The organism is Spirosoma jeollabukense (genome assembly GCF_054777855.1).
This window is the reverse complement of sequence record NZ_BAAHAD010000006.1, coordinates 179254-200016: the sequence shown is the minus strand read 5'-3', so window position 1 is coordinate 200016 and position 20763 is coordinate 179254. Positions and strand designations below refer to the sequence as shown.

Genomic DNA, 20763 nt, shown 5'->3' with positions numbered 1-20763 from the left:
AGCATGAATGCCCCCCTTTGCAATTATATGAAAGTTGGTCTGGTCCATTTTATGGCATTTCCTGAAACCATGAAAGGCGAAGGTCCCGTGCTGGAAACCATTAAAAAAGTCGTACTGGATGAGTATTTCACAGCTATAGAAATCACTACGGTTAAAAACCCTGATGTTCGGAAGAAAGTAAAAAGCCTGCTCGATTCGTCGCACATGACGGTTGCCTATGCGGCACAACCCCGGCTTCTCACCACGGGCCTTAATCTGAACGATACCAACGAAGAAGGTCGCCAGCAGGCACTGGCGAATGTGAAAGAAGGCATCGACGAAGCTTATGAGATTGGTGCTACGGGTTATTCGTTTCTGAGCGGCCAATACGATGAAGCCCGAAAAGAAGAAGCCTTCGACCTGCTGGTGAAATCGACGAATGAAATCTGTGCCTACACGAAAAGCAAAGGCGATATGAACGTTTCGCTGGAAGTGTTTGATTTCGACGTTGATAAACGATCGCTCATTGGACCGGCCGATCTGGCGTTGCGCTACGTTCAGGAAGTCCGGAAAGAACACGACCATTTCGGACTGATGGTCGATTTGAGCCATATACCGCTCATTCATGAAACGATCGAGGAATCGCTGTTGCCGGTTAAAGAGTACATCACCCACGCCCACATTGGCAACTGCGTGGTCAAGAGCCCGGACATGCCTGCCTACGGTGACGTTCACCCTCGCTTTGGGTTCCCCAACGGCGAAAACAACGTAGCGGAAGTGACGCATTACCTGAAAGTGCTGCTGGACATCGGTTATTTGAATACCGAAAACCCGCCGATCGTCAGTTTCGAGGTGAAGCCGTTTGGTGATGAAGACCCGGATGTCGTTATTGCTAATGCAAAACGCACCCTGAATGCCGCCTGGGCGAAGGTTTAGTATTGATGCTGTTTAGTTTTTTTGTCATTCCGAGGAACGAGGAATCTTCGGGTGAGGATACTTTCCGCTATTCCCGAAGATTTCTCGTTCCTCGGAATGACAAAAAATATAAAATAAGAAAAATTCAACGATGAAGATTGTCGTATTAGATGGTTATACGCTGAATCCCGGCGACTTATCCTGGGACGGTTTGGAGAAGTTGGGCGATGTAACGGTATATGACCGAACCCCCGCCGATCAAGTGGTGGAACGGGCGCAGGATGCCGAAATCGTTTTTACAAACAAAACGCCACTGGGTGAGGACATTTTAACCCAGTTACTCAGGCTGAAATTTATTGGCGTTCTGGCTACCGGCTATAATATTATCAATACGGACGTAGCGAAAAAGAACGGGATCATTGTCAGCAACGTACCGGGTTACGGGACTGCGTCGGTGGTTCAGCTGACGTTTGCCTTGCTCCTTGAACTCACTCAACACGTCAAACATCACAGCGACGTGGTTCGGGCGGGGAAATGGGCGAAGTCCATCGACTGGTGTTTCTGGGATTATCCGCTGGTTGAGCTGGAAGGCAAAACGATGGGAATCATTGGTTTTGGCAGTATTGGAGAGAAAGTCGCCGACATTGCTACGGCCTTTGGTATGAACGTTATCGGTTCTAAACGGCATCGTACCGATCAGTCGCACCGGAAAAATTTCAAGTGGGCTGAGATTCCCGAACTGCTGGCCGAATCGGACGTTGTGAGCATCCATACGCCGTTGGTGCCTGAAACGCAGGGACTCATGAACAAGGAAAATTTAGCGCTGATGAAACCCTCGGCCTTCCTGCTGAATACGTCCCGAGGGCCCATTATTGTGGATCAGGACCTGGCCGATGCGCTGAACAATGGCGTCATTGCCGGAGCGGGCATTGATGTTTTGTCCAAGGAGCCACCGAACGCCGATAACCCCCTGTTTACCGCCAAAAATTGCCTGATCACCCCACACATAGCCTGGGCGACGCTGGAAGCCAGAACCCGATTAATGGCCATTACGGTCGATAATCTGGCTGCCTTTCTGGATGGAAAGCCGGTTAACGTAGTGAATAGATAGGAATAATTAAGGGCTCAACTAAAGACAGTTTAGCTTATTCTAAATCGGCGTTTTGTCCTGCTGACGCAGGAAGCATCTTCGGTAGGCGTTCTAGCATGTTTTTACCGAATATGCTTCCTGCGTCAGCAGGACAAAACGCATAATGTATTTTCACTGAAATACTTAAAATTCAAAGAATCAGACCAATGCAACCAACCCGCATTCTCATTGCCCCCAATGCGTTTAAACACAGCCTCAATGCCACCGACGTGGCTCTTGCCATTCAGGAAGGATTGCAGAAGAGCACTCTCGATTGTGTTTGCGAATGCTTTCCGGTGGGCGACGGGGGCGATGGTACGGGCGAATTAATGATCAAAAAACACAACGGATTGATTAGTTCGGCCGAGGTGAATGACCCGTTTGACCGAAAAATAACGTCCTCGTTTGGATTGGTCAATGACGGCAAAACGGCCGTTATCGAAATGGCGAGTGCATCGGGGCTTCATCTGGTAAAACATGAAGACTTAGATCCGCTCCGTGCTACGTCGTTCGGCACGGGCGAACTGATGAAGCTGGCGCTGGATAAAGGCGTCACCCAGTTCGTGCTGGCTATTGGGGGTTCGGCTACGGTCGATGGGGGTACGGGCATTTTGAGGGCACTGGGCATTCGGTTTTTAGATGCCGCTGGCAATGAGATCATAGCACCCGAAAAGCTGATGGAGCTAGCCAAAATTGATGTTTCCGGACTTGATCAGCGAATTTTGGAGTGTACTATAAACATCCTGTGCGATGTCGATAATACGCTGATCGGTGAACATGGGGCGGCAGCTGTGTTTGGTCCGCAAAAAGGAGCGACACCCGAAGGCGTCAAAAAACTGGATGCCAGTTTGAGTAAATTTGCCGAAGTCGCGTTGACACAGACTGGTATTGACATGACAACCATCATTCACGGTGGGGCTGCGGGTGGTGTCGCTGCGGGACTTTATACGTTCCTGAATGCGAAACTTGTCAATGGTATCGACTTCTTTCTGGAGTTCACGGGATTTAGCGAATCCGTCGCCAAAGCAGATATTGTCATCACCGGCGAGGGTAGCATCGATGAACAAACGCTGCATGGCAAGGGTCCTTTTGGTGTAGCGTATCAGGCAAAACAAAAAAATCTACCCGTAATCGGTATTGCGGGCAAGATTCCGCTGGAACAAAACGAAAAATTAAATCAATATTTCGACGTATTATTGGCTATTGGCAATGGGCCTGCCGATATTACGAATGCCCTTAAATACGCCCGGGAGAATTTGATCCGTACTGCCTGGCAAATTGGTAACCTGTTGACCGTTAAGCCATAATCAGTTCGCTCATTGGTTAACAAGCGCCTGTTCCATGGGCTAAATCCTGCTAACGAACCATGTCGACTCTTTCTAAACGGCAATTTTTGAAAAGTATCGTCGGAGCAACGGCCCTCTCGACAGGGAACTGGTTTGATTGGAACGAAGCTTTGGCGCAGGTCAAACACGTATCACCTGCGGAACTGGCGACGAAAGAGGATTTCTGGGCTAAAATCCGGGCGGTATATCCGGTGACCAACGAATTTATTCAACTCGAAAATGGCTACTATTCATTGGCGGCACAGCCCGTGATGGATAGCTATGTACAGCACATTCGGGCCATAAACAGCGTATCGTCCTATTACATGCGGACGCGGCAGTTCAGCGACAAACGGGAATCTCAAACGAAACTGGCGGCTCTGTTGGGTTGTTCACCCGACGAGTTGATCATTACCCGAAACACTACTGAATCGCTGGACACGGTCATTGGTGGTCTACCCTGGAAAGCGGGCGACGAAGCCGTAATGGCCGAGCAGGATTACGGTGCCATGCTCGATATGTTCCGGCTTCAGGCCCGGCGGCACGGGGTTGTAAACCGGGTTATTTCGCTGCCCAACCACCCAAAATCTGACGCAGAAATTGTCAATCTGTACGAGAAAGCCATTACGTCTAAAACCCGGTTGCTGATGATTTGCCACATGGTCAACATCACAGGACAGATAATGCCCGTTCGTCAGTTGGTAGAGATGGCGCATAAACACGGCGTCGAAGTCTTGGTCGATGGCGCGCACGCCTTTGCACAGCTAGCGTTTAAACTCCCCGACCTCGGTGGCTGCGATTACTATGCCAGTAGTTTGCACAAATGGCTCGGAACACCCCTCGGCGCAGGTGTGCTCTATGTGCGTAAAGAAAAAATTGCAGCGCTCTGGCCCCTCTTTGCTGACAGTAGCGTTCCCGACGACGATATTCGGAAGCTAAACCACACCGGTACCCACCCGGTAGCCACGGATCTGGCCATTCAGGATGCGATCAAGTTTCACGAAGGCATTGGTATCGAGCGCAAAGAAGCCCGACTTCGGTACCTGCAACGATACTGGACCGATCAGGTACGTAACAACCCCACTATCACACTCAATACGCCCGAAACACCTACGCGTGCCTGCGCCATCGCTAACGTGGGAGTGACCGGAAAAGAGCCCGCCGAACTGGCTAAGCTCCTGTTTGACAAGTACAAAATTTTCACCGTGGCAATTGACGGGGCCAACGTACATGGCGTACGCGTGACACCGCATTTATACACGACCACTGCTGAGTTAGACCAATTCGTAAAAGCGTTAAAGGAACTGGCGGGCTAAAAAATAGCGAAGCTTATCTGGAAAATGCATCAATAAGTCAGATTTCAGCGTACTGAACGTAGTGGTCTATTCGTTTTTTGTGTAGTTTACCAACACTTATCCTGTTTTTTACTTTGACTCATTAAAATTCAACTGATTATGAAGCGTTACGTATATGTACTTTGCTTAGCTGTCGCCTTTGCTGGACTATCCTCCTGTAGTAAAAATAATGATCCTGAACCTGTTTCACCCGTAGTGGGACGATGGGAGTTGAATAGAGGGCTGTTGAGTGGTTTTGTTGCCCCAAATACTGCCCTTAATGGTGCGGGGCTAGACCTCTACAATTATGATTTCGGCTCCTATTCATCGAGAATTGATATTCGTACAGATAAATCGTTTCTTGAAAATATTAAATCAGACGGTGGCGTAGGTGATGCTACGGGTACCTGGGATTATACAAATACTTCGTTAACATTAAGTTATGATAATGGTGATAAGGAAACTTACACATATACTTCCAATAAAGGCGTCGAAGAATTAACTTCTACGACTGCTACTATAAATTTCCCAATTAGTAGTACAGCAACAGCACCAGGCAAGCTTCAATATGTTTATAGGAAATAAATAGCTATTCAAATCATGTTCGAGCCGGTTGGATCATCCACCGGCTTTTTTTGTGTCTACTACGTAACGTGAAGTACGGATGATTGTCATTAATTATAGACGATTTTATCATCCTGGCGGCAGGAGGGATCTTCGGTAAGGTGGAGTAGCTTCGCCTTACCGAAGATCCCTCCTGCCGCCAGGATGATAAAATTAACTAATTGACTAATAATGGATTAACTATACGTGTATCTATAATTTGCGTTTTGTCGTACATTCTTGCTAGCTCTTTTACTAGCAACAAACGCCTTACCTCCGCACGCTACGTATCTGAGGTTTTCAACTCGTTTACTTTCTCGCACAACAACGTAGTAATGGCTCGTTTGACCGAGCCTCATTTACCGTTCACTAAATTGCCTTTAAAGGTGAATTTAGGAACTAATGAAATTTTTTCTATTGATAATGGCCGCCTAAAAGCTATATAAATTCGCCAATGTGAAAAATGTCAAAATAAATTAAAAGGTGTTTTTGCGGAGAAAAGCATCTCTTTGTTGCCATTAATTCGTACTTTCACAAAACCCTATCTACTAGGAAGTTATATTGTACTTTACTTTTATTTTATCTCAGATAAATACAAAAATACACTCATGTCATCACAACTAACTCGCCGAGACTGGCTTCGTGCCAGCGGCCTCCTGACAGCTGGTCTCGGTCTGAGCCGGTTTACCACTGCTGCGGCCGCACACCCTACTGCTCCACTTGTGTCAGGCTTCACGAATGAGTTTGCCTTTGCGGCAGATCCGTTCGATAAGATGCCTAAATTAAGAGCGCGTCTGTTAGCGAATGAGAATCCATTGGGTATTGCGCCTAGCGCCAAAGAAGCGCTCATTAAGGCAGCTGACCTTGGCAACCGCTACGCCTGGATGGAATTTGGGGAACTGAAAACCCTCCTGGCGAATGACAACTCGGTGAAACCTACGAACATCATGATGTCGCCCGGCTCGTCAGATATTCTGATGGCCGCAGCCGATCATTTTGCGAAAGGTGGCGGTACGATTCTGACCAGCGCCATGACGTATGATGATCTTCTGCAACGAGCACAGAAGTTCGGTGCCAAGATTGTAGCATTGCCGATGACGAAAGACTACAAATTTGACCTCAACGCCATTAAGGCCGCTATTACGCCCGAGGTGAAAATGGTCTATATTGTTAATCCGAACAATCCAACCGGCACCATTATTCCAACGGCTGAACTGGAAGCCTTCATTCGGGAAGTAGCGCCGAAAGTGCCCGTCTTTATCGACGAAGCATATATTGATTTCTACGAACCCGCCGAACGCCCCCAACTGGGTAAACTCGTCGGCGAAGGATTGAATGTAATTCTGGCGCGTACGTTCTCCAAAATTCACGGCTTTGCCGGTCTTCGTCTGGGCTACGCCATCGCTCAGCCCGATATGCTAAAGATCCTGCATGCCTATACGAATGGTGATTTCGCCGTCAGCATTACAACGCTCATGGCGGGTATTGCCAGCTACAAAGACATCGATTGGCAAAATCACTGCCGCGCCGAAAACGCCAAAGCCCGTGCGTATACGACAAAAGCCCTGACCGATATGGGCTACGAAGTCATTCCATCGGCCACAAATTTCATTCTGTTTCCGATACGTATGAAAACCAAAACGTTCGAGACGCAGATGTTCGGCCAAGGCATTGGCATTCAAACCCGCGACTTCAACGGACAACCGTATTGCCGGGTGAGCGTGGGCACAATGGACGAAATGGCTATGTTCATGGATAGCTTCAAAAAAGTAGTTGGGTAAAAGCAGTCGATAGTCAATAGTCGATAGTTGTTAGTAGCCATCAATATCAGTTTCGCTTCTGCCACTATTGACTGACGACTTATGACTTATAACTGTTTCTATGACTCGAAGAGACTTCATCAATTCAACAAGTGCCAGTTATGCCAGTCTGTTGGCGTGGGGAATGTTACAACCCGCGCCGGCAACGGCGCTTAATTTACCTGCCAACGGTCGGCGGGAGGATGGTAAAGGCCGTAAAGTGTTAGTGTTAGGGGCGGGGCTAGCGGGCATGGCAACAGCCTACGAACTCGGCAAACTTGGCTATGATTGCACCGTACTGGAAGCACGCTCCCGCTCGGGCGGACGAGTCTGGACAATCCGGGGCGGCACCAAAGAAACCGAAATAGGGGAGAGCAACGGGCAAACGTCTTCCTTCGAAGAAGGTCTGTATTTCAATGGGGGCGCGGCCCGGATCCCGCACCACCATCAGCTGACACTCCACTATTGCCGCGAGTTGGGCGTTCCACTGCAAATGTTCAACGGCAATAACGAAGCGGGCTATCTCTACAATGACGGTGGAACGGGTGATCTGGCCAATCGGCGGTTACGTATCAAGGAGTATCATAACGACATGCGGGGCTACACCGCCGAATTGCTGGCCAAAGCCCTGGATCAGCCCGGCCTGGATCAGCAGTTGACCAAGGAAGATATCGAGAAACTAGTCGATTTCCTGAAAAACGAGGGCGATCTGAACACGGCGCATCTTTATAAAGGCACGAACCGACGCGGCTATAAAACGAAAGAACATCCCGGTGCAGGGCACAAACCCGGTAGTACGACCGATCCCTTCGGCCTGACCGATCTACTACGTTCGGGGTTTATGCAGCCTGTATTCTACAACGTCGGCGATTACATTTATGAGCAGCAAACGACGCTGTTACAGCCCGTTGGCGGTATGGATGCCATCCCAAAAGCATTGGAGAAAAAACTGATTGGCAAAATTATTTTCAATGCGCCGGTGTCAGAATTACGGAAGACCGAAAATGGCGTTCGGGTTGTCTATCAGAAAGAGGGCAAACCCGTAGAAGTTACGGGCGAATTCTGCGTCTGTACACTGCCGTTGCCGATGCTGAAGAACCTCGAATCTGATCTGTCGGGTACGGTGAAGCGGGCGGCCGACTTTGTGCCGTATATCAAAACGGGTAAAATCGGTCTGCAATTCAAACGTCGTTTCTGGGAGGAGGACGATTGGATTTACGGTGGAATCTCGCGTACTAACATGGATATCAATCAGATATGGTATCCATCCTACGGTTTCCAGGGTAAAAAGGGCGTCCTGATCGGCTATTATAATTTCTACAGTCGGGCCGAAGCCGTGGGCGCCATGTCCATTGCCGAACGCGAAAAGCTGGCTCTAAGTCAGGGAGCAAAAATCCATCCGCAATACCCAACTGAATTTGAGAATTCGTTCTCGCTGGCCTGGCACCGGGTGCCTTATAGCGGTGGCGGCTGGGCTACGTATGACGATGCAACGCGAAAGAAATACTACCCTTCCCTGATTGAAGCCGATGGGAATATCTATTTTGCCGGGGAGCACACTACGTATCTGACTGCCTGGATGGCGGGCGCGTTCACCTCCGCCCACCGAACCGTCGAAGCCATTCACGCTCGGGTAGGAGAGTACACGAAAAAGTAATAGTTTACACTTAAGTCACCGGACGGTCGGCCGCTGCCGTTTTAACGGCAGCGGCCGACCGTCCGGCGCAGACCATACTAAACAGAGTATAATCACTTGCACTGGGTTTTAACGGCTGCGGCCGACCGCCCGGTGAATACAATACTAAAAACCATGAAACACAACCTGTTCTCCGTTCTAATTTTCCTGTGCTGTGCCATCACGACACAGTTGCTTAGTCAGCGTGTTTGGGGACAAGCGGCTGCGCCTGTCGCGGCCGGTATGACCGCCGATCAGTGGAAAGCTGTCAAGGCGATTAAAATCGCGAACCTCGATAAAGACACGTATTTCAAATCGGGCGGCTTTATTCTGGACCGCTACGAAGAACGTCCGGCCTATGTATTCAACTACACAGACGGGATTACGCGCAAGATTTACCTGTACAAAGTCTTTACCGCTGCCGATACCAAGGAGCTTGGCTTGCTGGCTATTTATAAAAACGAGAAATCGGGTGAGATCAAGCCGTTCGTAATTCCTGGTGCATCGGCTGAGCGCGGGGCCTGGGATGCCTACATCGACGAACTTAAGTATGTAGGTGAAAAAGAACCCGGGCTGATGTCTACGCTGACGTTTGTGCTGTCGCGCGAGATGGCCGGATTATTATCGGGCGGTGGTGCAAAAACGGACGAAGGTGGGGCTAAGAAAAAAGAAGAGTACAACTTTTGCTTTGCGCCGGATGCACCTGTAACGATGGCGGATGGTTCGGTAAAAAATATTAGCGACGTAGCAGCAGGCGATATGGTTCTAGGCTATGATGCGAAGGCGAAGACACTCACACCAACTGCCGTTACCAAGCTTGATACCCACAACGGCGACTTCGCTCTGGCTGGCGTTTGGCTGGCTCCCGTGAATGAACTCACCGCAAACAACCGCAACGTACTAACTGCCCCAGCGTTGCTGGAAGCCACGACTAATCACCCCGTTTTAACAGCCGCCGGCCGTAAGGCGTTAGGCGACGTAAAAGCGGGTGATATATTGTATCGCTACGATGCTACGGCCAATGGTGTTGCCCCTTATAAAGTTGTACAGGTTGAAAAAACAGTTCGGTCGGTGAAGAACGTGTATAATCTGGCAACACAGTCGGGTGCCTATCTGGTTGGAGAGACCGTTGTGCTGGACAAGTAAGATAGAGCAACGTATCAGTTGTAGGAAAGCGGAGGAGACAATGACGTTTTCTCCGCTTTTTTGCTTTCACTGACTAGTTTATCAATCAGAATTATTGCCCGCTTCGACTTTTGCCTGTACTTTTGTTTGCCTTTATGCCGTATGCTTGCATACTAATTTTGTCGACAAAATCATGGCTGATGCTTTCATTTATGATGCCGTACGAACACCTCGGGGGCGGGGAAAAAGCGACGGTTCGCTGCATGACGTGCAGCCTGTTCAACTCCTGACGACTGTATTACGGGAACTGCGCGACCGCAATCAACTCGATACGTCGCTGGTTGATGATGTGATCATGGGGTGCGTGACACCGATTGGTGAGCAGGGGGCCGACATTGCCCGCACAGCCGCCCTCGAAGCAGGCTATGACGAATCGGTGGCTGGTGTACAACTCAACCGATTCTGCTCATCTGGCCTTGAAGCGATTAACATGGCAGCCGCCTATGTTATGTCGGGGCAAGTCGATGCGATTGTGGCGGGGGGCGTGGAGTCTATGTCGCGGGTACCAATGGGGTCAGATGGGGGCGCTATTTTCATGAATCCCCAGATTATTGCCCGGCATAACATTGTGCCACAAGGCATTTCGGCTGATTTAATTGCCACAAAATACGGGTATTCACGTACTGACGTCGATGCTTTCGCGGCTGAATCTTACCGCCGGGCGGTGGCAGCACAGGCGGATAAACGATTCCATAAAACACTCATTCCGCTAAAAGACGAGATTGGCCTCACCGTCCTCGACCGGGATGAAGGCGTCCGGTCGGGTACTACTATCGAAAGTCTGAGCAAACTGAAACCAGCTTTCGAGGCTATGGGACAAATGGGTTTAGATGCGCTGGCGCTGCTTAAATACGCTCAATTTGATAAAATCAACCATGTTCACCATGCTGGAAATTCATCGCAGATCGTAGATGGTGCTGCCGGAGTTCTGGTTGGCAGTGCTTCATTTGGTGCGCAATCCGGCCTGAAACCCCGGGCACGGATCAAAGCTTTTGCTGTTGTGGGCTCTGAACCAACAATCATGCTCACAGGGCCCATTCCAGCCACGCGTAAAGTCCTCAAACGGGCGGGTATGAGCATCAGCGACATCGATTTATTTGAAGTGAACGAAGCCTTCGCTGCCATCCCCCTATTATTCATGGAGGAGTTAGGTGTGGATCATGGTAAACTGAATGTCAACGGTGGAGCCATTGCATTAGGCCATCCGCTGGGCGCAACGGGCGCTATCATCTCCGCTACGTTGATCGATGAATTGGAACGTAGTGGCAAGCAGTTTGGCCTCTCGACGCTCTGCATTGGTGGTGGTATGGGTATCGCAACGATTTTCGAACGGATCAACTAAAAAGGGTTTACAGTTTTCGGTTTACAGTTGGCTGACGCAAGCAACAAGACGCGTCAGCCAACTGTAAACCGAAAACTGTAAACCGTAAACTCACACATGATAAACTACACGGTTGATCAAAACGTAGCGATCATTTCCTGGGAAATGACTTCGTCTCCAATGAACGTCCTCAACGACGAATCGATACCACAGTTTGAAGCCGCTTTGCAGCAAGCCTTTGCTGATGAGTCGGTAAAGGGAATTATCATTACGTCGGCCAGGCCCGAATTTGTGGCGGGGGCGGATCTGAAAATGATTCTTCGCAATAATGATAAAGAGCCAACCGAGATGCTGAACGTCTCATCGGAGTTGAACCGGATTTTCCGCAGTATCGAAACGTCAGGTAAGCCGACAGTTGCGGCTATGAACGGAACGGCCCTCGGTGGCGGCTACGAGATCTGTTTAGCCTGTCATTATCGTGTGGCGCTCAATAATCCCAAAACGCTCATAGGCCTGGTCGAGGTGACGATTGGCTTGCTTCCCGGCGCGGGTGGAACGCAGCGGCTTCCGCGTATGATTGGTATTCAGGCCGCACTACAGCTTCTGGTCGAAGGGAAAAAAGTAGGCGTTCAGGAAGCTAAAACCCTGGGCATGATTGACGACATCGCCGAGAGTCCGGCCGAGATGATCCAGAAAGCGCGTTCCTGGATCGAAGCGAATCCCAAACCCATTAAACCCTGGGATGAAATCGACCGTAAAACGGGGAAAATTGTTGGAAAAGATAATTTTAAGGTGCCCGGTGGTGCTGTTCAGAGCCCGGTGGGCGCACAACTATTTGCGGCTGGCACGGCCCTGCTGATGGATAAAACCAAAGGCAACTACCCGGCTCCGCTGGAGATTATGTCCTGCGTCTATGAAGGTTTACAAGTCAATATCGACCGGGCATTGACCATTGAAGCGCGTCATTTTGTGAAAGTTGCTACGTCGAAAGTGGCTAAAAATCTCATCCAGACGATGTTTCTGGGATTGAATGAAGCCAACAAAGGCGCAAGCCGCCCGAAAGACGTACCGAAAACCGATGTTAAAAAACTCGGTGTACTGGGCGCGGGCATGATGGGTGCGGGCATTGCCTACGTATCAGCGCAGGCCGGTATCGAGGTTATTCTGAAAGATATATCAATCGAAGCGGCCGAAAAAGGAAAAGACTACGCGCGGGGATTGCTCCAAAAAGGTGTCGAACGGGGTAACGTTGATTCGCAAAAAGTGGATGCTGTTCTAGCCCTGATTAAGCCTACAGCCGACGTAGCGGACCTGAATGGTTGTGACCTTATTATCGAAGCGGTCTTTGAAAACCAGGAACTCAAAGCGCAGGTTACCCAGGAAGCCGAACCCATGCTGGGGGCAGACGGTCTTCGCGTTTTCGGTTCCAATACGTCTACCTTGCCCATTAGCGGACTTGCTGAAGCATCAGCCAAACCCGAAAATTTCATCGGTATCCACTTCTTTTCGCCGGTGGACAAGATGATGCTGGTGGAGATCATTGTGGGGAAGCAAACCTCCGATTATGCGCTGGCCGTGGCCATGGATTATACGCGCAAAATCCGTAAGACGCCCATCGTTGTCAACGATGCTCGTGGTTTTTATACCTCCCGTTGCTTTGGTACGTATTCGGGCGAGGGGATGGAGTTATTGAAAGATGGTGTTAATCCGGTATTGATCGAAAACGGTGGTAAAGATGCTGGAATGCCAGTCGGCCCGATAGCTGTTACGGACGAAGTAGCGCTTGATCTGGTCTATAAAATCGCGGCTCAGGGTATCAAAGAGGGCGTGCTACGTGATGACGATACGAGCTATCAGGTGGCGAAACAATTTGTTGACTTAGGGCGGCTCGCAAAGAAAACCAAAGCCGGCTTTTATGACTACGCCGATGACCGGAGCAAGAAACTGTGGGCCGGTTTACAGGACTTGTTTCCCCGTGCCGACCAGCAACCCAGCCTCGATGAGGTGAAAACGCGCTTGCTCTATCGGCAGGCGATTGAAGCCGTCCGTTGCTTTGAGGAGAATGTGGTGCGTACCAAACTGGATGCCAACTTAGGCTCAATTCTGGGCTGGGGTTTTCCGGCTTACACGGGCGGGGCCTTATCCTTTGTCGATTTCGTTGGTGTCGCTACGTTCGTGAAAACCCTCGACCGGCTGGCTGATACGTATGGCGAACGCTTCCGCCCAACGGACCGACTGCGGGAACAGGTAAGGGAGTTAGTAGAGTCCTAATGTGATTTACGCTTGGCGTAGTCTCCGGACTACGCCATCGCGTTATCCGGTCTCCGACCGGGAATTATCAGGCTAGTCAGAGATTAGTCTCAACAAAGTTCAGATTCCCTACTGAAACTTGGCCAGATTCTCTTTCGTGACGAGTTGAAACGGGATAAGTGTTTCTTTATTATAGGGTTGGCCTTTGGCTAGTTTAACCGCCGTCTCGATGGCTTGTGCGCCCTGTTGCTGAGCATTCTGGAAAACCGTGGCGTCCAGCTCTCCTTTTTTTACGGCTTGTAACGCGTCGGGAATGGCGTCAATACTCACAACGATCACTTTATTCTTCAAACCAGCAGCCGTCAGGGCTTTCACCGCGCCGAGTCCCATTTCGTCATTTTGCGCAAAGACGGCGTTAATTTGTGATCCATAAGACTGAATCCAGTTTTCCATCAGCGACATTGCCTTGGCGCGATCCCATTCGGCGGTCTGCTGGGCAATAATTTTAAGGCCCGGATAGTTTTTTAGGACGTCCTTTGCCCCCTGCTCTCGTTTGATCTGGGCAGCCTGTCCCATGTAGCCCTGCATCATCAGGATATTGCCTTTACCACCTAACTTATCGGCAATGAATTTCAGCGCGATTTTTGCCGATTCTACGTCATCAGACCCCACAAACGCCGACGGTTTGGTACTCGTTTCGGAGTTGACGTTAATAATGGGGATTTTTGCGGCAAGAGCTTTGGTAACGGCAGGTGAGCTGGCTTCCACTTCGCAGGGATTCATGATGATGACATCCACTTTCTGAGCAATAAAGCTTTCAACCTGCTCGATCTGCTTAAGTGCCGACCGTTCGGCATCGACGGTGATCAACTCAACCCCTAGTTCCTGTGCTTTTTTCTCCATTTCATCGTGGACATTGACGATGAATTCATTCTGCATGCTGAGCATCGTTGCGCCCACAATGACCTTTTCACCTTCCTGACTTTTATCCGAAGAGGTTGATTGAGAACAGGCGACCAGTAGACTGGAAGACAGAAACGTAATTCCGATTCGACGTAGTAGTTTCATTTAAAAATAAAGAGTGAATGAGATAAAGAACAGTGAGTAAATAAGTGCTAAGCTGTAGGTAATCCACTTATTTTTTGTGATTGAGACTGTCCAGCACGACGGCGCCGATGATGATAGCCCCCATCACAACTTGCTGGTAGTAGGACGTTACGTTCAGTAAATCGAGGCCATTGCTAATGACGCCAATCAGCAGGGCACCAATCAAGGCACCCGCCATGGTGCCGGTTCCACCCGACGTACTGGTTCCACCGATAATGGCAGCCGCAATGGCGTCAAGTTCAAAACCGGCTCCGGCATTTGGCTGACCGGTTGTGATGCGGGAGGTGAGCAAAATACCGGCCAGCCCGGCCAGCCCTCCGCAGAGTGTGTAAACGACCATCTTTATTTTGTTCAGCGGAATTCCTGAAGCTCTTGCGGCCTGTTCATTACCACCAATGGCATACATATACCGCCCTAATACGGTTTTGTTGAGCAGAATAGCGCAGACAATGAAGAAGATAATCAGAATGAAAATGGGCATTGGTATACCCAATAACTGTCCGCCACCAATAAAATTGAAGGAGTCGGATAAGTTTGAAATAGGACGACCTTTACTCAGAATCAAGGCCAGACCCCGGCCTATTGTCATCGTACCTAACGTAACGATGAACGGCGGTACGTTGCTTCGGGTAATGACAAACCCATTGAACGCGCCCATCGCTACACCGGCCAGTAAGCCCATAAAAACAGGTACGACTACTGGGTATGCATCAGGATGGGCAAACGAAGCCGCCACTACGCCCGCCACGGCCACCATCGACCCTAGCGAAAGATCAATGCCGCCTGTTATAATTACGAACGTAACGCCAAAGGCAAGTAACGCATTGATTGACACCTGGGTGACGACGATCGTCAGGTTCGACCAAGTCAGGAAATTGGGCGTAATGAGCGACAGTGCGAGACAAATCAGGCCAAAAGCCACAAAAATCCCAAACCTGCCAAAACCACTGATACGCAGGTTCGGTGAGCCTCCAGCCAAATCGAAATACGGATTAGTCGTGTTTTTCATCTATCGTAAAAACGGGTGGGTTGTTCTTAATTTGGCATGGCATACCGTAATATCGTTTCTGGCGAAGCCTCTTCCTTACTGAGCAGGGCCGTTTGTTTGCCCTTTTCCAGTACCAGAATTTGATCGCTGAGGCCCAGCAGTTCAGGAAGTTCTGACGAGATAACAATAATGGCTACGCCATCAGCGGCTAATTGCCGAATAAGTTTATAGATTTCAACCTTTGCCCCCACGTCGATGCCCCGCGTCGGTTCATCGAAAATAATAAGCGATGGTGCCGCCAGAAGCACTTTTCCAATAATGACTTTTTGCTGATTGCCTCCGCTCAGGTTCGACACTTTCTGATCCGGTCCAGTAGTTTTGATACGTAAGTCACGTATCATTCGATGGGCTGAATCGGTCTCGCGTTTGGCATCAACAAATACCCCTTTAGCGTGAGCAGGCAGGCTCGCCAGGGTAAGGTTATGCCTGATCGACAGGTCGGGAATAAACCCCCATCCTTTTCGATCTTCGCTAACATAGCCAATGCCCAGACGAATGGCCTCCTGGGGAGATGTAATGGTAGCGAGTTGACCGTTGATAGAAATTTCGCCACTATCCGGCTGCTCCAGACCAAAAATAGCGCGGGCCAGTTCGGTTCTTCCGGCCCCCATCAGGCCGCCTATCCCCAGAATTTCGCCTTCGTGAACCGTGAAACTGATGTTAGTAAAGACATCTTTCCGACTAAGGTTTTTTACGGTGATCACTGCGTTTCCCACCTCCGTCGCTGAATCCGGAAAAAGATTGTCAATTTCGCGGCCAACCATCAGGGTAATCAACGAAGGCGTATCCAGTTCAGCCGTTGGATACGTACCAATATAATTTCCATCTCTCAGCACGGTGATCGTATCGGCAAGTTGGCTGATCTCCTCCATTTTGTGGGAGATGTAAATGATGGCTACCCCCTTCTTCTTCAGGTCGTCAATGAGGGTGAAAAGAACGGCGACTTCTTTGTGCGACAGCGCCGATGTAGGCTCATCCATAATCAGCACCTGCGCATTATTCGAAATCGCTTTTGCGATTTCGACCATCTGCTGTTCGGCTACGCTCAGGTCCTTCATTTGGGCGCGTACGTTAATCGTGGGCCCCATATGTTTCAGCAGATTTTCGGCCTCTTGATTGAGACGCCGGTCGTCGAGCCAGCCCGAAAACCAGCCTTTAGGCTCGCGACCCAGGAAGATATTCTGCGCGACGGTTAGTTCGGGAACGGCGAGAATTTCCTGATGGATCATCGAAATGCCGTTTCGTTGCGCTTCCCTGACAGTCGTATTCGTTAATCGTTTTCCATTGAGGATTATTTCGCCAGAATCAGGGGTTTCAAGACCGGACAAAATCTTCATAAACGTCGATTTTCCGGCACCGTTTTCGCCCATGAGCGCATGAACCTCGCCTTTGCTGAGGTTCATCTGAACGTTGTTCAGCGCCTTTATACCCGCGAAGGTTTTGGTTAGGCCACGTACCTGAAGAATATAGTCCTGATTCGGGATCATGCATGGAGATTCGTCACCTTTTCAAAGCAGAAAAATCTCGAAAACTCCTCAGATTACCTCAAATCAGCCGAAAAGTACGTTGCTCTCAATGCCTGGAACGTAGCGTTTAGGCTGTTTTTGCATGTCTCATTCATTCGTCATTCTTTTCTGGTAACTGACGGGCGTCGTGCCCGTCCAGCGCCTGAACGCCCGATTGAAAGCACTCAACTCATTGTAGCCAAGGATGTACGACACTTCTTTTACGGGGTATTGCCCTGACTCTAAATAATGTAGGGCCAACGATTTTCGGGTCGAATCCGACAACTGCTGATATGTTACGCCTTCTTCCTGAAGCTTACGTTGCAGGCTGCGAGCGCTTGTGTTCAGGTTCGCGGCAATAGACTCCAGCGTAGGAATACCCAGATACGCGTTGACCAGAAGAAGGCTCCCGATCCGTTCACTCATTTTCTTTCGCGTGCCGAAAGCCATGTCCATCGCACTTACTTTTTGTAACAGCACGCTTTGCAGTTCATAATTCGCCATCAGGATTGGCTCATCCCAATACGATTCATCAAATACAAGTTCGTAATAGTCAGCTTCCTGAATCGAATGGCATCGAAGGACACGTTCGTATTCAGGTAGATTAGCACTCACGTGCGGCATACTGAGACGCGTTGGCTGAATCTTTTCGAGCACCAGCCCATCGACTTCGTGTAAGGTGAAAGCCACAAAAAAATCCATCATCTGCCGGAATAATAAGGGCGAATCTTTTTGTCGACTTGCATCGGGGGTGAAACGAATGAAAAACGAGGTATCCGCTTGTATTACGTCCATGATGAATATGTCCGTGATCAAATGAGCAAATGCAACCGCGTGCGTCAACGCTTCGCCAATGGTTCGGCTATGCCGGATGAGTTCTCCTACGACCCCGAGGGCAGCTACTTGTAATGTCTCGCCGAAGTGTAAACCAAACAAAGAATCATGGCTCAGATGAGTAGCGTTGAGCCAGAGATCAGCCATTTGCTTATCGGTCAGGGACAGATTCTTGCCTTTTTTCAATGCATTTAACTCGATACCCGAAAGGGTACACAACTGCTCTACGGAGATGTTTTTCTGCGTAGCGTAGGCCAGCAGATTGAGCACCAGAAGTCGCTGATAGTCTTGCATAGGGCAAAGGTATCGAAATATAAAATTGAGTCTTTTCTGTGTCGTGAAGTGGTAATGAGTTGGCGTCCGAAGGTAAAATGCAGCCGGTCTACTGCCGATACCTTTGTCAAAAAAAACGCCATGAAAACCATTGCCATCGCCTTACTACTAGCGCTGAGCCATTCAGCAGTTCCTCAGCCAGCCAATGAAAATCCAAGAAAATCAGTACGTCAGGAAATTACTAGACAAGTAAAAACGAAAACTATGGAAACGCAATCAATGCAAGTCGTCAGTGAATTTTTAACCGCCGTTCAACAGGGAAATCAGGTAAAGCTAGGGTCGCTTATTCACCCGAATATTGAGTGGAGCCAACCCGGAAACAACCGCTTTTCTGGTACAAAAAAATCGAGTGGCGAGGTCTTTCAAATGGTTGGCGGAATGTTTGCTGCCTCCGAGAATTCACTGGCCTTAACCGATATTAAAGTGCTCACGGCTAATGGAAACAGTGTCGCCTGCCTGGTTCACTGGAAAGCGGTTCAGCCTAACGGCGGTATGCTGGATGTGGATAACATCGACGTTTACACGGTAGAAGATGGCCAGATTGTGAAGGCGAAAGTATATTCCGCCGACATAGCGCAGGAAGATAATTTCTGGCTGAAGTAGGTATCGCGATTGGTATAGAAAGCTGTGCCACAGTTTGGAGCCGTGACACGGCTTTCTATACCAATCGAAAACTCATTCGATGATATTTCGTCGGGCCAAATTCCCGGATGGCCGCCCGGTGGATTGGTGTTGGATAGCCCACATTCTTTGCCCAGCCATAGACCGGAAATTCCTGGCCGAGTCGCTCCATCAGATCGTCGCGGTACGTTTTGGCCAGCACCGATGCTGCGGCAATGGAAAGGAAATTGGCATCGCCTTTAATTATGCAGGTATGCGGAATCATGGGGTACGGCACAAACCGATTGCCGTCTACCAGTAAGTGCTCTGGCTTGATGATTAGTGCATCTACGGCCCGATGCATCGCCAGAAAACTGGCTTTCAGAATATTAATCCGGTCAATGTCTTCATGCGAAACTTCGGCTACGGCCCATGCCAGTGCATCGCGCTCAATGTCTTTTTTTAGTATTTCCCGCTGACGATGAGAAAGTTGCTTCGAGTCATTAAGGACCGGATGTGTGTAGTTGGTCGGTAGAATAACTGCTGCGGCTACAACGGGCCCGGCCAGACAGCCCCGCCCGACTTCATCCAGCCCCGCTTCAATAACGTCGGCGTTATAATAAGAACGTAGCATTTTTTTAGGGGAAAAGGGTGGAGGGAGAAAGGGGTGCAAAGGAGAAAATGTAAAACATTACCTACTCGCCTTTGCACCTTTATTCCCTTTTTCTTCTTTTATCAATCTTCCAATACGTTTCCAAAAATTGTATTTTTTAAAAATAGGGCAAACAACAGAAAGGAGATTGCCCAGTAGAGATAAATTCGATAATAGTCCTGCACATCCTCGTAAACCCGAACGCGAACGGGTGATTTTTCTAGCTTACTAATTTGGGCAAATACGGCCCGTAGTCGTCGGGTATCGGTTGCCCGGAAAAAACTGCCGTTGCCGATGGTAGCAATGGTTTTCAGAATGCCTTCGTCGACCGTACCGGCTCGTGATGTCGACGCATTGAGTCGACCAACGGCGATCGTATAGATTCGAATGTTAAAAATTTTGGCCAGGCGGGCGGCTGTAGTCGGGTCAATATTACCGGCCGTGTTGTCGCCGTCGCTCAACAGAATAATAACTTTACTACGTGCCTGATCCCCTTGTGCAGCCTCCTGCCGGGTTGTATCGGTGGGTGAATTAGATTGGTCGCGCATCCGATTAATGCATCGCGCCAGCGCATCGCCAATTGCCGTACCGGAAGTCCGAATCATTCGGTCATTGAGGTCGTTGAGGTACTGTTTTACTAAATCATAATCGGTGGTAAGCGGACAAAGCGAAAAGGCTTCTCCTGCGAAAACGACTAAGCCAATCCGGTCGTTCTGGCGACCATTGACAAACGTTTGCGCCACCCGGCGAGCCGCTGCCAGACGAGTGGGCGGCAAATCGGTATCGCTCATGGATTCCGATACGTCGATAGCCATCATAATATCAATGCCTTCCGACTGCTCATCGCGTTGTTCGCGCACAATCTGTGGTCGGGCCAGCGCAACCAGTACCAAGGCAACACCAGCGAACACACTGAGTGGTAGGAGATAACGTAGTGAGCTTAGTAGCGAGCGGGTCGTCTGAACACGAATTTCCTTGTCGCGAGCGCGGGGCAAGTTGAGTTGTCCCAGCGACATATTTAAGCGTTGCGTTGCGTTGCGGTGAAGGTAATAACGGATTGAAAACAGCAATAGAATCGCTGGAATTAACGACAGGGCCAGCGGATTCGCAATGTGATATTGCTGCCACTGCGCCGGGCTAAACCAATGAAGTGAATACCAGGGTTCCAT

17 protein-coding genes are annotated in these 20763 nt (G+C 49.5%); 11 read left to right on the top strand and 6 right to left on the bottom strand.

Annotated elements, in window-relative coordinates; translation table 11 throughout:
* Positions 1-3: 3 nt before the first annotated feature.
* The 10 genes from ACYVEA_RS22125 (at position 4) to ACYVEA_RS22080 (ending at position 13536) form a co-directional block, all read left to right on the top strand.
* Entirely contained in the window at positions 4-915 is a 912-nt protein-coding gene (locus ACYVEA_RS22125) for a sugar phosphate isomerase/epimerase family protein (protein WP_461115622.1), read from the top strand.
* A 130-nt stretch (positions 916-1045) separates the two neighbouring features.
* Positions 1046-2005, top strand: coding sequence for a D-2-hydroxyacid dehydrogenase (locus ACYVEA_RS22120; protein ID WP_461115621.1), 960 nt, complete (start codon positions 1046-1048; stop codon positions 2003-2005).
* 185 nt (positions 2006-2190) lie between these two features.
* Positions 2191-3330, top strand: a complete 1140-nt coding sequence (locus ACYVEA_RS22115) for a glycerate kinase (protein ID WP_461115620.1) — start codon at positions 2191-2193, stop codon at positions 3328-3330.
* A gap of 59 nt (positions 3331-3389) precedes the next feature.
* Positions 3390-4664: an aminotransferase class V-fold PLP-dependent enzyme gene (locus ACYVEA_RS22110; protein ID WP_461115619.1), complete on the top strand. Its 1275-nt coding sequence runs from the start codon at positions 3390-3392 to the stop codon at positions 4662-4664.
* A gap of 138 nt (positions 4665-4802) precedes the next feature.
* Positions 4803-5267, top strand: a complete 465-nt coding sequence (locus ACYVEA_RS22105; protein ID WP_461115618.1) for a hypothetical protein — start codon at positions 4803-4805, stop codon at positions 5265-5267.
* Positions 5268-5893: 626 nt separating this feature from the next.
* Entirely contained in the window at positions 5894-7066 is a 1173-nt protein-coding gene (locus ACYVEA_RS22100; RefSeq protein WP_461115617.1) for a pyridoxal phosphate-dependent aminotransferase, read from the top strand.
* Positions 7067-7166: 100 nt separating this feature from the next.
* The gene (locus tag ACYVEA_RS22095) at positions 7167-8741 is read left to right on the top strand and encodes a flavin monoamine oxidase family protein (protein WP_461115616.1); all 1575 of its coding nucleotides are present in this window, start codon (positions 7167-7169) and stop codon (positions 8739-8741) included.
* 153 nt (positions 8742-8894) lie between these two features.
* The gene (locus ACYVEA_RS22090) at positions 8895-9905 is read left to right on the top strand and encodes a Hint domain-containing protein (RefSeq protein WP_461115615.1); all 1011 of its coding nucleotides are present in this window, start codon (positions 8895-8897) and stop codon (positions 9903-9905) included.
* A gap of 172 nt (positions 9906-10077) precedes the next feature.
* Positions 10078-11286, top strand: a complete 1209-nt coding sequence (locus tag ACYVEA_RS22085) for an acetyl-CoA C-acetyltransferase (protein WP_461115614.1) — start codon at positions 10078-10080, stop codon at positions 11284-11286.
* Positions 11287-11382: 96 nt separating this feature from the next.
* A complete protein-coding gene (locus ACYVEA_RS22080; protein ID WP_461115613.1) occupies positions 11383-13536 on the top strand; it encodes a 3-hydroxyacyl-CoA dehydrogenase NAD-binding domain-containing protein in 2154 nt (717 codons plus the stop codon).
* Between the two features lie 108 nt (positions 13537-13644).
* Here the strand turns inward: ACYVEA_RS22080 and ACYVEA_RS22075 are convergent, their stop codons facing one another.
* The 4 genes from ACYVEA_RS22075 to ACYVEA_RS22060 all read right to left on the bottom strand — a co-directional run bounded on the left by ACYVEA_RS22075 (position 13645) and on the right by ACYVEA_RS22060 (position 18303).
* Positions 13645-14583: a substrate-binding domain-containing protein gene (locus tag ACYVEA_RS22075; RefSeq protein ID WP_461115612.1), complete on the bottom strand. Its 939-nt coding sequence runs from the start codon at positions 14581-14583 to the stop codon at positions 13645-13647.
* 67 nt (positions 14584-14650) lie between these two features.
* On the bottom strand, positions 14651-15631 hold the full coding sequence (locus ACYVEA_RS22070) for an ABC transporter permease (protein WP_461115611.1): 981 nt from the start codon (positions 15629-15631) through the stop codon (positions 14651-14653).
* Positions 15632-15657: 26 nt separating this feature from the next.
* Positions 15658-17157, bottom strand: coding sequence for a sugar ABC transporter ATP-binding protein (locus tag ACYVEA_RS22065; protein WP_461115610.1), 1500 nt, complete (start codon positions 17155-17157; stop codon positions 15658-15660).
* Positions 17158-17283: 126 nt separating this feature from the next.
* The gene (locus ACYVEA_RS22060; RefSeq protein WP_461115609.1) at positions 17284-18303 is read right to left on the bottom strand and encodes an AraC family transcriptional regulator; all 1020 of its coding nucleotides are present in this window, start codon (positions 18301-18303) and stop codon (positions 17284-17286) included.
* Between the two features lie 243 nt (positions 18304-18546).
* On the opposite strand from ACYVEA_RS22060, the gene ACYVEA_RS22055 reads away from it, so the two are divergent.
* Positions 18547-18945, top strand: coding sequence for a nuclear transport factor 2 family protein (locus ACYVEA_RS22055; RefSeq protein WP_461115608.1), 399 nt, complete (start codon positions 18547-18549; stop codon positions 18943-18945).
* Between the two features lie 55 nt (positions 18946-19000).
* Here the strand turns inward: ACYVEA_RS22055 and ACYVEA_RS22050 are convergent, their stop codons facing one another.
* Together ACYVEA_RS22050 and ACYVEA_RS22045 are read right to left on the bottom strand one after the other, a co-directional pair.
* Positions 19001-19576: a ribonuclease HII gene (locus tag ACYVEA_RS22050; protein ID WP_461115607.1), complete on the bottom strand. Its 576-nt coding sequence runs from the start codon at positions 19574-19576 to the stop codon at positions 19001-19003.
* 101 nt (positions 19577-19677) lie between these two features.
* On the bottom strand, positions 19678-20763 hold the full coding sequence (locus ACYVEA_RS22045; protein ID WP_461115606.1) for a VWA domain-containing protein: 1086 nt from the start codon (positions 20761-20763) through the stop codon (positions 19678-19680).